Annotated in this window: 14 protein-coding genes and 1 other annotated feature; of the genes, 1 reads left to right on the forward strand and 13 read right to left on the reverse strand. The window is 53.0% G+C overall.

Annotated features, from left to right (window positions below):
• Positions 1–69 precede the first annotated feature (69 nt).
• From AC2TF6_RS18585 to AC2TF6_RS18620, 8 genes are all read right to left on the reverse strand, one after another.
• Positions 70–273 carry a hypothetical protein gene (locus tag AC2TF6_RS18585; protein ID WP_491307997.1) on the reverse strand — a complete coding sequence of 68 codons (204 nt, stop codon included), beginning with the start codon at positions 271–273 and terminating at the stop codon, positions 70–72.
• Between the two features lie 17 nt (positions 274–290).
• Positions 291–989 carry a glutamic-type intramembrane protease PrsW gene (prsW, locus tag AC2TF6_RS18590; protein ID WP_009674403.1) on the reverse strand — a complete coding sequence of 233 codons (699 nt, stop codon included), beginning with the start codon at positions 987–989 and terminating at the stop codon, positions 291–293.
• Positions 990–1,031: 42 nt separating this feature from the next.
• Complete coding sequence (locus tag AC2TF6_RS18595) at positions 1,032–2,282, reverse strand: Glu/Leu/Phe/Val family dehydrogenase (RefSeq protein WP_491307998.1); 1,251 nt, start codon at positions 2,280–2,282, stop codon at positions 1,032–1,034.
• Between the two features lie 188 nt (positions 2,283–2,470).
• Positions 2,471–3,076, reverse strand: coding sequence for a genetic competence negative regulator (locus tag AC2TF6_RS18600; RefSeq protein WP_009674407.1), 606 nt, complete (start codon positions 3,074–3,076; stop codon positions 2,471–2,473).
• A gap of 250 nt (positions 3,077–3,326) precedes the next feature.
• Complete coding sequence (locus AC2TF6_RS18605) at positions 3,327–3,686, reverse strand: hypothetical protein (protein WP_491307999.1); 360 nt, start codon at positions 3,684–3,686, stop codon at positions 3,327–3,329.
• 226 nt (positions 3,687–3,912) lie between these two features.
• A complete protein-coding gene (locus tag AC2TF6_RS18610) occupies positions 3,913–4,143 on the reverse strand; it encodes a hypothetical protein (protein ID WP_326051914.1) in 231 nt (76 codons plus the stop codon).
• Positions 4,144–4,149: 6 nt separating this feature from the next.
• Complete coding sequence (locus AC2TF6_RS18615) at positions 4,150–4,761, reverse strand: CPBP family intramembrane glutamic endopeptidase (protein WP_009674414.1); 612 nt, start codon at positions 4,759–4,761, stop codon at positions 4,150–4,152.
• A gap of 262 nt (positions 4,762–5,023) precedes the next feature.
• Positions 5,024–5,350, reverse strand: coding sequence for a rhodanese-like domain-containing protein (locus AC2TF6_RS18620; protein ID WP_491308000.1), 327 nt, complete (start codon positions 5,348–5,350; stop codon positions 5,024–5,026).
• Positions 5,351–5,565: 215 nt separating this feature from the next.
• Positions 5,566–5,802, forward strand: a binding site (T-box leader).
• Between the two features lie 57 nt (positions 5,803–5,859).
• Between AC2TF6_RS18620 and serA the strand changes: the two genes are divergently transcribed.
• The gene (gene serA, locus AC2TF6_RS18625) at positions 5,860–7,443 is read left to right on the forward strand and encodes a phosphoglycerate dehydrogenase (RefSeq protein WP_491308001.1); all 1,584 of its coding nucleotides are present in this window, start codon (positions 5,860–5,862) and stop codon (positions 7,441–7,443) included.
• A 303-nt stretch (positions 7,444–7,746) separates the two neighbouring features.
• Here serA and AC2TF6_RS18630 read toward each other — a convergent pair whose 3' ends face one another.
• From AC2TF6_RS18630 to resA, 5 genes are read right to left on the reverse strand one after another with little or no spacing between them, the layout of a single operon-like run.
• Positions 7,747–9,615: an ATP-binding protein gene (locus AC2TF6_RS18630; RefSeq protein WP_491308002.1), complete on the reverse strand. Its 1,869-nt coding sequence runs from the start codon at positions 9,613–9,615 to the stop codon at positions 7,747–7,749.
• A 1-nt stretch (position 9,616) separates the two neighbouring features.
• On the reverse strand, positions 9,617–10,330 hold the full coding sequence (locus tag AC2TF6_RS18635) for a response regulator transcription factor (RefSeq protein ID WP_016423993.1): 714 nt from the start codon (positions 10,328–10,330) through the stop codon (positions 9,617–9,619).
• Between the two features lie 54 nt (positions 10,331–10,384).
• On the reverse strand, positions 10,385–11,644 hold the full coding sequence (gene ccsB / locus AC2TF6_RS18640) for a c-type cytochrome biogenesis protein CcsB (RefSeq protein WP_491308003.1): 1,260 nt from the start codon (positions 11,642–11,644) through the stop codon (positions 10,385–10,387).
• The gene (resB, locus tag AC2TF6_RS18645) at positions 11,641–13,308 is read right to left on the reverse strand and encodes a cytochrome c biogenesis protein ResB (RefSeq protein WP_491308004.1); all 1,668 of its coding nucleotides are present in this window, start codon (positions 13,306–13,308) and stop codon (positions 11,641–11,643) included. The genes ccsB and resB overlap by 4 nt, the downstream gene beginning before the upstream one ends.
• 35 nt (positions 13,309–13,343) lie before the next feature.
• On the reverse strand, positions 13,344–13,889 hold the full coding sequence (resA, locus tag AC2TF6_RS18650) for a thiol-disulfide oxidoreductase ResA (RefSeq protein ID WP_491308005.1): 546 nt from the start codon (positions 13,887–13,889) through the stop codon (positions 13,344–13,346).
• Between the last annotated feature and the right edge of the window lie 5 nt (positions 13,890–13,894).

A 13,894-nucleotide genomic window follows, 5' to 3' on the forward strand; every position in this document is an offset into this window, starting at 1 on the left:
CAAAAAAAGCCTGCACGCCATGCGCAGGCTTTCTTAGCTCTTCTTGCTTACATTCGATTGGATTAATCTTCAATCTTCCGTTTCAACCTCTAAATCGTGCTCGTTGTCACAGATGCAGCGTTTAAAGCCGGTTTCGATTCTGCCATTGTCGCGGCGTCCCTTCAGGATAAATCGTTCTCCGCACTGTCTGCAACGGATCGTAACTTTCACCCGGTTCACGGTCATGTGTTCACCTTCCGCGCCTTCGCTTGCGCACCAAATAAGTGTTCTCACAACCAGTATGGTCACCGTTATCCGATTTTAAACTCCTCTTCCCCGCGGACGATGCGGAGCGGAGAACGGTCGTTGGCACGGTCCACTTTCCAGAGCGTGCGGATCCAGAGCAGCGTCATAAAGGGCAACATAAACCAGATCCAGTTATTGGCCGCCACCAGCAAAATGTAGTCGAACGCCCCGTGCCATAAAATAGGCAGGAACAAAGAGGCGAGCAAATACTTGCGTTCGTGGGAACGCATAAACTTGGCTTTGCCGAGATAATAGCCCATCATAACACCGAAAAGCGCATGTCCCGAAACGGGAAGAAGGGCGCGCATGAGCAGCGAAGACATGCTGATCCCATTGGCGAACGCATAGAGGATATTTTCCAGTGTGGCGAATCCAAGGCTGACGGCCACGGCGTAAACGATCCCGTCGTACGGCTCGTCGAACGAATCGTGACGGTATATCAAATGGTACACGACGAACCATTTCAAAAACTCTTCCAACCCGCCGGAGATAAAGAAAGCAAAGGTAAAATGATTATCCCCGCCGATCTCCTGCATAAACGAATTCTGAAGCACCATGGCCGGAATAACGAGTAAAACTCCGCACAAAAACAACTTGCCGACCAGGTGAATCGGCTCCGTTTCATAACGGTCCTTCAAATAAAAATAAGCAAGAAGGGAGATTCCGGGAGCAACCGCCGCCATTAGAACGGAAAACACGTTCATCCCATTTCCCCCTTTCTGATCCGGTGAACGATTCCGTCCTTCTTATACCCAACCACGGAAACGGGCGGCTTCCGCCATTTTGCGTACGCCGGTCATATAGGCCGCCAGACGCATATCGATTCCGCGTGTTTTATGAACAGTATAGACATTTTCGAAGCCTTTTTCCATCACTTCTTGAAGTTTGGAATGAACTTCTTCTTCCGTCCAGTAATATCCTTGGTTATTTTGTACCCACTCGAAATAAGACACAACAACACCGCCGGCACTAGCCAGGACGTCCGGAACGAGCAGCACGCCGCGCTCCGTCAAAATTTTGGTCGCTTCCAGCGTAGTCGGTCCGTTCGCCGCTTCGACCACGATACCCGCTTTAATGCGATGGGCATTCTCTTGCGTGATCTGGTTCTCGATTGCGGCCGGCACCAGAATGTCGCAATCCTGCTCCAGAATTTCGGTGCTCGGCATTACGTTCGGGAACAAGTTCGTCACGGTACCGAAGGAATCTCGGCGGTCGAGCAAATATTCGATGTCGAGCCCGTCCGGATTGTACAAGGCCCCGTTCACATCGGCAATCCCGACCACTTTGGCCCCGGCTTCGTGCATAAACTTGGACAAGTAGCTTCCCGCGTTGCCGAATCCCTGAACGATGACACGAGCGCCTTGAAGCGGAATGCCGCGCTTCTCCAGCGCTTTGTTGATCATGATCGTGACGCCTTTGGCAGTCGCCGTCTCGCGTCCGTGGGAACCCCCCAGCACAATCGGCTTGCCCGTGATGAACCCCGGGGAATCGAACTCGCGGATGCGGCTGTACTCGTCCAGCATCCAGGCCATGATCTGGGAGTTCGTCATGACGTCCGGCGCCGGGATGTCCTTGTTCGGACCTACCAGTTGGCTGATCGCCCTTACGTACCCGCGGCTGAGCACTTCCAGCTCACGGAAAGACATGCTCCTCGGGTCGCAGATGATGCCGCCCTTGCCGCCGCCGTAAGGAAGATCCACGATGCCGCACTTCAAGCTCATCCAGATGGAGAGAGCTTTCACTTCGTCTTCGGTCACGCCGGGATGAAACCGGACTCCGCCTTTCGTGGGACCGACCGCATCGTTATGCTGGGCGCGGTAGCCTGTGAATACCTTGACTTTGCCGTCGTCCATCCGGATCGGAATCCGAACCGTCAGCACGCGGAGCGGCTCCTTGAGAAGCTCGTACATTTCGTCGGAATATCCGAGTTTCTTCAGAGCATCTTCAATAATCGTTTGAGTAGATTCCAGTACGTTCAAGTTTTCGGTGTTAGCCATGTTGACCACCTCGTTTATGTATTATAACGCAATGAAAATAAAGCATCCTGCAAAAACACTTGTTTTTGGAGAATGCTTTATGAAGCAGGTGCCGCCTATATCTTGTCCGGCATGCAGCCACCCGGAGCCGTGCACATTCGGGCAAGGTCGGGAATGGTCCACGCCGGTAGTTGGAGTGTAGGGCATTATCATGCGAAATGCCGGCATAATTCCTGGACCGCATTAGCTTCAATTACAGCTTTTCCATACTCTTCGAGTACGGCCTTCGTCACGTTGGTCGCATCTCCGTACTCGGATAGAACGGCGATGAGCGTCTGGAACTTGCCTTCCGGCAGTTCGGTCGGTTCGAGCTGAAGGATCCATTTGTTTTTATACGTATAAAGCGCTCCACCATCCGTTAGCATCGGATTGACGACTTTTGAAGCACGAAGCAAATCTTCGAAATCGCGGAAGGCGTATGAAACGATGTCGCTTTGTTCAAGCGTCACTTCCATTTCGTACACTTCTTCGTCATCATGGTCATCCAGCAAATCGGCTTGCAAGGACAAGTCCATGCTGCCCCTGGTCACAATGACGACCATTCCTTGGGCAGGGAGCGCAAAAACTTCTACAGCTAAAGGTCCTGCAGGTTCGAAACCCAATTCGGAATAGGCCTGATCCATCATGTCGCTGAAAAGATCGTGAACTTTGGGGATTTCCCTCCACATGTCGTCTTTCTGGATGCCCCGTTCCGTCAAATCATCGAATGTAAGGAAAATCCGTATTTTGTCCGGGCTTAAACGTTCGATTTTCATGACAGGATCCTCCTTTCCATGACACCTCTGTTTGAATGGTTATAAACAAATTATGCCGGTTTGAAAACCATGGTGTGTGCGCTTGCGTAAACAAGCACGCTTATGGGTGCCACCTAGTATTAGTATACCATGTTAAAGCCAAAATGTTAGCTATGCGGCAAAAATTTAAAGGCACCTTCTCTGCGGAATGCAGAAGAGGTGCCTTTCGGTCTTTCACGCTCCCCGCGGAGCGGTCAGCGCAGCTTTACACTCAGTGAGTCGCCTGAGATGATGCGGCGTTTTTCACCAGTATTTCGTCTACAGCCGCTTTTACCTGCGAATCTTTGGCGATCAGGTTTTCCAGCGCTTCCCTGCCGTCCGAAGAATGAGATCCGCCGGAACCGTGAGAAGAGCTGGAGCTCTGATTCGACTGCTGCTTGGAGGAGCTTTCCTTGCGGCCGGAATCGGAAACAAAATTTTTCGTCTGGCCGATTACATCGTTCAATGAGCTGCCGATCCCGCTGTTTTCCGAACTGAACATCGCGGACCGCATGCTTTTTATCCGCTTGCCGGCATACATAGCCAATGCAGCGCCCGCGACGCTTCCGATAAGGAAACTGCCTAATTTCATCCCGTATCCCTCCAAATTTTTAGAATGTATGAGTCTTGATTAGGTTGCGTCCGATAGGCGGGGGCCATTCGCCCGTAAAGTGGGAATGGGAGGGATTCGGACCACAGGAAATAAGCCGCCTGGCAGCACAACAAAAAGCCCGACGAACCTTATGACTAGACGGCTTATATGCGCCGCGCGTCTTCCGGGTTTGTCAGGCATCTGGATTGCGGCCGGACTTGATTTGTCAAGTTCCGGATGTATATCGGATTCCCCACCAGCCGAGCCCCATGACGAGAAGAATGAACAAAAACAGAAGCAGACGGTAAAACCAGCGTGTAACTTTGGCCCGTTCGGACGGATGTACCGAGCTTCTCGGAGGGAGGTAGTGGCTTTCTTCTTCATTTTCATTGACTAAATCGCTTTCTGCGAGTATCGGCTGTTCGTACTCTATCCCCTGTGTCTTGTTGCCTTCCATGCCGGATTACTCCTCCTTGCCATAACGTAAGATGCAGCCCGAAATAAAATCAATCATAAAATGGGCGAAAATAGCGGTCCACAAGGACCCGGTATGGATAAAGATCCAGCCGATCCCGTAGGATATGCAAAAAACAAGACCCGTCATCAGCCAATGCTGGAGATAACGGATATGAATGGCCGCAAAAACGATGCTTGTCCAGTATGGACCCAGGTAATGCTGAAGGCCCGCGCGGAACAGGAGTTCTTCGCATATCGAAACCAGTACGCAAATGAGCGCGATATGCCACAGCGGACGCCTGCCGAAGATACGCTTGTTCACTCCCCCGTCGTCCGTAACTTCCTCGGGGACATATTTGGACACGATCAGGTCCGCGGCCAGCACGGCCAGTGCGATGCCGCCTCCCCAGAGGACGATGGACCAGCCGGGCGCAAAGCTGAAAAGACTCCGCCAATCCGCCCCTTGAACGAACAGCATGATAACGCCGATCACCAGCAGAATCGCCTGGGTTCCATATAAGTTAATAAGCAGCATCCGGTCATTAAGATCATCGACCCGGATGTCCGTCTTAATGCGGATATTTTTCAGATCTTTCCATTTCCAGTTCCATTTTCTCATGATGGTCCTTCCCAGGGACTTTCCCCTATTACGCGGTATTAGTTGTGTATGATGCCGAGTCTCGATACCATCATCTTCATCCTTATTAACATACCATGAATCTCACATAGAGGAAATCTTGTCCTTCTTAATAGAACGGATAAGTCCTGCAAAAGTTCCGCTCCGGACATAAAAAAAGCGCCCCTCCACAGTGGATGGCGCTTAACATTGAGCCGGGTGAGGCGCTTCCGCTTCCTCAAAGGCATGACTAGTCTGACGTCTCTTAATCGTAGGCAAAACCGCGCAGCATCGCCAAAGCCGCCATGCCACCTTCGACATTGACCAGTTTGTCCGGATCGAAGCCGTTTCTCTCCAGATAACCGCACACCATCTCGCTGCGCACACCGTGCGCGCACAAGACATACAGGTCGGCGTCACCGACCAGTTCGTCCAATCGCTCCGGAATGGTATTCATGGGGATGAGCTCCGGCTCATCCAGATGGTAGTGGTCCCATTCGTACGGCTCGCGGACATCGACAATTCGTATCCCCTTAAGCATCTCCGGTTGTTCCAGAAGTTCAAGAAATTTTTCGGGCGCAATATGTTTCATGCAGGCTTCTCCTTTTTTTACATGCGCTTACATGTGGAAAATTTTCGTAATAACTGAAGAATAGCGAATATTATATCCTAATACAAGAGTAATAGTACGGATTTATCACTCTATTTGGCGTTTCGTTTGTTAAAACGGCGTGAATATTCGGGTAACCCTATTGACACGTTGCCGGGGCCATGTTACATTAAGTGAAACTTAACGACATATACCACGTTAAAGCGTTGACGGAGACACGTACGTATGGACAGCCTTTCAGAGAGCCGATGGTTGGTGGAAATCGGCAGGACGCATGCATACCAAGCACTCCGGAGCATTGAACCGAAGCGAAAGCCGCAGGCTCAATCGGCAGAACCCGTTATCGTTCAGGTCCCGATACGGACCAATAAGGCCTTGCGTGAGAACGCCGGGTGAAGTAGGGTGGCACCGCGAAGATAACTTTCGTCCCTTCATACGGGTTACGTATGAGGTTCGGGAGTTTTTTTATTTCCCAAGAGGAGGCTATATACATGTTTAAAGTACTTGTATCGGATCCGATCAGCGATATGGGGATCCAAATGCTCTACGACGCAAGCGATGTTGAGGTAGACAAGAAACCGGGATTAAGCGAAGACGAGCTTGTCTCGATCATCGGCGAATACGACGCCCTGCTCGTGCGCAGCCAGACCAAGGTTACACCGCGCATCATGGAAGCCGCGCCTAAACTGAAAGTAATCGGCCGCGCGGGTGTCGGCGTCGACAACATCGACCTCCAAGCGGCAACCAAACACGGCATCGTGGTGATCAACGCGCCTGACGGCAACACGATCGCAACCTGTGAGCATACTTTCGCGATGATGATGTCGGTAGCCCGCTCCATTCCGCAAGCCTACAAAAAGACGGTCAGCGGTGAATGGGACCGCAAATCGTTCGTCGGCGTCGAGCTCCGAAACAAAACGCTCGGCATCATCGGAATGGGACGCATCGGAAGCGAAGTCGCCAAACGCGCCAAAGTGTTCGGCATGAATGTCATCGGCTACGATCCGTTCCTGACGGAAGACAGAGCGGAGAAAATCGGCGTCAAGCTCGGAACGGTCAACGATATCGCGGCCGCAGCCGACTTCATTACCGTCCATACGCCGCTGACGAATGAAACCCGCCATATCGTAGGCCCGGCTCAGTTCGCCATCATGAAAAAAGGCGTCCGGATCATCAACTGCGCACGCGGCGGAATCGTTGACGAGAACGCCCTCGTGGCCGCAATCGAAAACGGCACTGTAGCCGGAGCCGCGTTTGACGTATTCGAGCAGGAACCTCCTCAGGCGAGCCACCCGTTCCTGAACAATCCGAGTATCATTGTCACGCCGCACTTGGGCGCATCGACCATTGAAGCTCAGGAAAACGTAGCCATTGACGTCTCGGAAGAGCTTCTGCATATTCTGCGCAACGAACCGTTCAAAAATGCCGTGAATATGCCGCCTGTGCCGGCTACCGTGATGAGCAAACTGCAGCCTTACTTCAACCTCGGGGAAAAGCTCGGTCTTATCGCCGGTCAGCTGACCGAAGGACCGGTCAATGAAATCGTCGTCAGTTACTCCGGCGATCTCGCCGACGTGGACACGAATCCGTTAACCCGCTATATCGTTAAAGGCGTTTTCACGCAGCATCTCGAAGGCATCAATCTCGTGAACGCCATGCATATGGCCAAATCCCGTGATATCAATATCACGACGCAGCAATCGTCCACAACCGGAACGTTCACCAATCTCGTGACGATTACCGTTAAATCCAAGCAAGGCGACCGCACACTGGCAGGTACGCTGCTGGCCGGTTACGGCGAGCGCATCGTGCGCATCGATCAATACCCGGTGGACTTTGCACCGGAAGGCTCGCTTCTTCTCATCTCGCATAACGACAAACCCGGCATTGTCGGCCGCGTAGGTACGCTGCTCGGAAGCAATGACGTGAACATTGCGACCATGCAGGTAGGCCGTACGGTCGTCGGCGGATCGGCGATCATGGTTCTGACCATCGATAAGACCGCTCCGAAAGAAGTTATTGCCGAGCTTGAGAAACAGCCGGAAATCGTCAACGTTCGTCAACTGGGCATTTAAGCACTTCTCGGCCGATTTATCCCGATCCGGCGCTTGCAGCGTAAATCAAGGCGCCGGACCCTTCTTATCCGGCCTGCGAAATGTTTCACGAACAACAAGATTTAATTCGTTTTTTCAACAAAAAAGGCGGAAAGCAGCTGAATGACTCAGCAGGCTTTCCGCCTTTTGCATGTAATCTTGCAGAGCTCGGGCCAAAGCCGTCCGGAGCCTTTTACGGTTTGTCGGCTCCGCTCCCGATGTCGGCTCTAACCCCCCCTCTTCGTCGTTAGAGACGTTACGGGGACTAAAGGGGCCGTGCGAGCCTTAGCACTCTTTGCACGGCAGGACGATGGTAAACGTCGTCCCCTGCCCCAGCTTGCTGCGCATCGTGATCGTTCCCTGATGGGCGTCCACGATGTTCTTGACGATGGCCAGTCCGAGGCCCGTGCCGCCGGTCGCTCCCCGTGTCCGGGCTTTGTCCGCTTTATAGAAGCGCTCGAACACGTAAGGGACATCTTCGGCCGGAATCCCCTGGCCTTCGTCCGTCACTTCCAGCTTGCAGCCGGGAGAAGACTTGTACGCGTAAGGCTCCGCCTTAATCGTAATCGTCTTCCCGCCCGGCGTGTGCCGGAAGGCGTTGTCGAGCAGGTTGGTCAGCACCTGCTCCAGCCGGTCTTCATCCGCCGTACAAACCAGCTCCCCTTGCGGGAGCTCGAAATTCAGGCGGATGTCCTTCTCCCTCGCCAGGACCGTAAATTTGCGGTGCATCCGTTTCACGAGCCCGCCGATATCGGTCCTGTTGAAGCTCATCTCGAGATGCCCCGCTTCCATGCGGGCCAGATCGAGAAGATCCCGGACGAGGCGGCCCATCCGCAGCGCTTCGTCATAGATGACCTGAGCGAGCTCCTTGCGCTCCTCGGGGGACCCGGCGATGTCGTCCAGCAGCGCCTCGCTGTAGCCCTGCACCATCGACAACGGCGTGCGCAGTTCGTGCGAAACGTTCGCGACGAAGTCCTTGCGCAGCTTGTCGAGCCGGAACTCCTCCGTCACGTCGCGGAGCACGGCGACGGCGCCGCGTACCCCGTCGCGCGAATGCAGCGGCGTCATCGCGACGGACCAGACCTCGTTCTCGACGTGAAGCTTATCGGTCTGCTCCCGAGCCTCCGTCACCACTTGATGGAACATAGACTGCAGCGGAGCGGGAATATGACGGTCAAGCGGCAGAGGAAGCGCAGCCGGAACGCCGCCGTTGACGGGCGGCCCGTCCGGGTTCCAGGAGAGTTCTTCCCACTCCTGGATGATTTTGTCCCCCTGCGGGTTCGTCACAATGACTTTGCCGCCGGCATCGAACGTCATGACCGCGTCGGTCATGCTCCGGAGAACGCTGGAGAGGTTCTCTTTTTCATGCCGCAGGGCTTTCACGTTCTCTTGAAGCTCTTCTCCCATCACGTTAAACGATTTGGCAAGCTCCCCGATCTCGTCGGAAGAAAGAATCGGAACCTTCGTGCCGTATTCTCCCCGGGAGATTCTTCCAGCCGCATCTTTGAGCTGAAGCAGCGGCCGCGTGATCCGGTAGAACAGGAAGAACGCGAACACGGTCGTCATCAGGAAGCCGATAATCGAAACGATTACGAACAGCCGGAATACGTCCCACTGGGTAGCTTCCAGGGATTTCAGGGATTGATACAGGACAATAGCGCCCTCCGTATCTTTGGCCCCTCCGTCCGGCGTGTGATAGAGCGGCACGGCCACGGCGATATAATCGTTGCGCTGGTTGATTTTACCCTGCTTGTTGTAGGGAATTCGCTTCTCCAGCATTTGGCCGTTCAAGACGGTTTTCAGCTCCGCGTCCGAAAAAAAGTCGGCCGTTTTGAACCGGAGTAGCTCCTGGTTTTTGCCCTCGACCGACGGATTCAATTCTTTCAGATCTTTATCCAGCGCAATCATGCGCGCATCCTGAAGTTCCAAGAGCTGATTGGCCATCTTGTAAAACTCTTCGTCCTGCAGATGAAGGGCGGCTCCGTTCGAATAATCGCCCGCAAGCTGTTTCAGATTGTGTACCTGATCCTCGGACTGGGAAAAATACTGTTCCAGCGACTGCACGAGAAACACGCCGAGCGTGATCAGAATAACCGCCACAAGACCGATAATGGTCAGCCACAGCTTGCCGACTACACTGCGCAGGCTAAACACGTTACTTCGGCACCTCTAGCTTGTAGCCTACGCCCCAGACCGTCGTAATCATCGCAGCCGCTTCTGGCGATACTTTGTTGAGCTTTTCGCGCAATCTTTTCACATGGGTATCGACCGTGCGCAAATCCCCGAAAAATTCGTAATTCCAGACATCTTTGAGCAGCTCTTCCCGCGAAAATACCTTATCCGGCGATACGGCCAGATAATGGAGCAATTCATACTCTTTGGGCGTCAGGGCGACTTCCTGACCGCCTGCCGTTACGCGGTGAGCGTCGTGCTCGATAACCAGGTGCGGAAATACGATGTTGTTGCTCGAATTCGCATCCTTGGACAGAAAAGCCGTTGCGGACGAACGCCGCAGGATCGCCTTGACCCGGTAAATCACCTCGCGCGGACTGAACGGTTTCACGACGTAATCGTCGGCACCGACTTCGAACCCGTGAACGCGGTTCGTTTCTTCGCCTTTCGCGGTCAGCATGATTACCGGCGTGGACTTCACTTGGCGCAGACGAGCACAAACTTCCGTCCCGTCAATCCCCGGCAGCATCAGATCGAGCAGAATCAGATCGAAATCGCGCTCGGTCGCCAGCGTCAGGGCCGTTTCGCCGTCTTCGGCTTCCTCGATGCCGTAGCCCTCTTTCTCCAGGTACATCCGAAGCAGACGTCTGATCCGTTCTTCATCGTCTACAACCAGAATATTCAATCTCTGTTCCATGACGTTCACAATCCCTTCCGTCCATAAACGATTGTAGTAAATGATTTGCTAAAATTATACACCCGAATAGGAGTGCAGGCCAGCGATGACCAAGTTTACCCCGACCAGCGTAAACATAACCACGATAAAGCCGATTACGGCCAGCCATGCGGAACGTTTGCCCTGCCAGCCGCGGGAAAGACGGAGATGCAGGAATACCGCATAGAAGAGCCAGACGATCAATGCCCATACTTCCTTCGGATCCCAGCCCCAGAATCGGCCCCATGCTTTATGAGCCCAGATCATCGCGAAGATGAGGGCGCCGAGCGTAAAAATCGGATAGCCGATCGCGATGGAACGGTACCCGATCTCGTCAAGGTCCTCCGGGTCCATGCCTTTCATAATAGGTGAAATCGCCTGTCCGATCGGCTTGCGCAGGATCAGTCTGAGCAGCGCATATAGAAGGACGCCGATCACAACCGTCCAGATCACCGTATTGAACTTCCGGCCGGCATTTTCACCGCTCATCCAGGAAGGCGCCGTGAAGAGCGGCTTGTCCATGCCGAGGAACGTGTCCATTGATTCGAGCGTCGTCTGGTATGGAGCCACGATAGGCGGCAGCACGTAAGTGACGGTCTGGCTTACTTTTTGCTGGGTGCCGTCTTCTTTGGCCAAGATTTGTTCTTTGACAAACTTGGCTTCATAGCCTGCGGCATTGAACGTGAATACGGAAGCGATAAAAGCGATCAGCATAAAAATAATGAGCAGGGTGAATTCCACCCCTCTTTGTTCCTTGCGGTCGGAGGCCGTTTTCCCCTGAAAATTCACCGTCCGGATCAAATACATTAAACCCGCGGCAAAGCCTACAGCGAAGAATGCTTCACCCGCAGCCGCGGTCGTTACGTGGATTTTAAGCCAGTAGCTCTGCAGCGCCGGAATCAGCGGCTGGACTTCGTTCGGGAAGACGGCCGCGTACGCAATGATGAGCACGACGACCGGCAGAGCAAATACCCCGAGAACCGGGGTACGATAGATTGCGTATACGATAATAAAGGCAATCATGATCATCATACCGAGCATCGTCATAAATTCGAACATGTTGCTGGTCGGAATGTGTCCGCCCCCGTACCAGCGGGTGAAGAAATAAAGAAGCTGGGACACAAGGCCTAAAACGGACAGGCCGTAAGCGGCTCTGCCCCATTTGCGCGCATGAACTTCGGGATCCCGGTTGCTCCATGTTTTGCCGGCGATTGAAAGTACAAATACCAGAAAAGCCACACAGTAGATAACAAATGAAACCAGCAGCGCGTTCCCGCTGAAATTTAACCAATTCATGTAGCTTTCCCTCCTTTTTCAAGCGTTTTCTGATCCACGGTAATGCCTGTTTTGTTCAGTGAGGCAGCTACTTCCTTGCGGACGCCAAACCAGTTCTTGTTCGTGTGCGCGCCGAGTACGAGCCGTCCGTCGTCGATCCGAAGCCATACTCGGCGGTGCTGCCAGTAGAAGCCCATGATGAGACCGATCATTCCGATCGCGGCCCCGATCCAGATATAGGGAAGCGCACGGTCCGTCCGGATATTCAGATAAGAGGTATAGGAGGAAAACGTAACGTTTTCCATCGATCCGACAGATAAGTCGAATTTAGCGCCTATTGATCCGTTAATTTCGTCCTGGCGGAACTCCTGCTTGTCTATTTGTCTCGGGAAATAGATGTAAGGCTCACCGTTTGGAGAAAGCCCCGGCCCCGTAATCTGAAAAATAAATGCAGGCGCTTTCGCTTCATTCGATTTCGTAATAGGCTCCCCTTTGTCGTCCAGGCCGAATTCCGGGAAATATCCCTTCAGCGACAGCTTGTAAGGGCCTGCCTGGTACGTATCCTGAGGATCCTTCATCGGAAGCTCGAAGCTTCCGTAAGATTCGCCCGTCTGTTTGTTCGTCAGCGTAGGCTTGACCGAAATGAGCAGCGGCGCTTCCTTATAATCGTATTGAAAAGCGAGAAGGCCTTTGTAATCGAGCGGTTCGTTCACGATAATTTTTTGCCGGTGTACTTCCTGCAGCTCCGGTTTTTTGCCGGGAGTGTCGCAGTCCGCTTTACAGGTGTAGATCACGGCTTCGGTTTCATAAATTTTCGGGACGGCCCGTTCCCTTTTTTTAAACTCTTCGGTCATTTCTTCCGGCTTGTAAAAATCGATGGTGAACTTCTCATTCTTGATATAGAGCGACGTATCGGGAATTTTCTTGATCTCCCCTTCGCGAAGCCCCATATATTCATCCATCTGCCAACCCGGGAAACTGCGCATCAGCACGGCCAGCAGAAAAATAATGAGGCCGATATGAAGCACGTAAGGTCCCCAGCGGCTGAACCGGTACTTCTCGGCAAGAAGCGCGGCTCCGTCCGTATGTACGCGGTAATGTTTTTTGCGGAGCTGGCGGGCCATTTGCTCTGTCCATTCTTCTTCGCTGATTCCTTCCGGAATGCGTCCGTCGTAAGAGACCTTCTGGCGGAGCAGGAAGCTGTGGTGCTTCTGGATCTTCTGCTTGGAGAGAGCCCGGTACAGCGGAAGAACGCGGTCCAGGCTGCAGATGACCAGCGAGGCCCCGATCATCAGAATAAGCAGCTTAAACCACCACGATTCGTACGTATGGGATAAGCCCAGCAAATAATACACATGGCCCAGTGTTCCGTATGTATTCTTATAGTAAGTGGAAGGGTCTACCTGAATAAAATTGCTTTCCTGCGGATAAATGGTGCCAAGCGAAGAACCGATCAAGGTCAGGACGATAATCGTCACGGCCACCTTCACCGATGAAAAGAAATTCCAGATCCGGTCCAGCCAGGACGGATTTTCACGCTGGGATCGACGCGCGACCCCATCATATTTCATTTCCAGCGGTTCGTTGGAAAACGCTTCTTCGGTCAGCGGCTTGCCGCACGATTCGCAGAGCAGAGTCCCTACATGGTTCTGGTGCCCGCAATCGCACTTCGTGTTCTGAAACACGCCGCATTCCCCCTCTATGCTGTTGAATGGATACCTTATTGGCCGCCGCCGGTACCGGCTGTCAGCTTTTTCAGCGTGTCAGCGATAAAAGCCTCGTCCATCTCGCCTTTATGGATCTTCATGACCGTCCCGTCGGGTTTGACGAAGAACGTCGTCGGATATTCCACGACCCCGTACTGTTTCCGTACGTTCTCCTCGTTATCGAGCAGGATCGGCAGATTCAAGTTGTACTGGTCCACAAAGTTCTGAACCGTGACGCGGCTCGTATCCAAGTTGACCTCCAAGAACTCCACGTTCTTGTCTTTCCAAATGTCGTACTGCTTCTGCAGAGCCGGCATTTCTTTCTTGCAGGGAGGACAGAAGGTTCCCCAGAAATTAATCAGGACGCCTTTGCCTTTGTAGTCGGAAAGCTTGTAGGACTTGTTATCGAGTCCGGTGAGTGTAAAGTCCGGCGCTTTGGAGCCCTCGACCGGATATTTTTTATCGTCGGCGGATGTTAGGTTGTTGACGATCGTAAATACACCGATGATAAGAACAAGGCCTAAAATGATAATCTGAACCCATTTTTTGTTCTTTTTCATAGCGA

It is taken from the genome of Paenibacillus sp. JNUCC 35 (assembly GCF_058269095.1).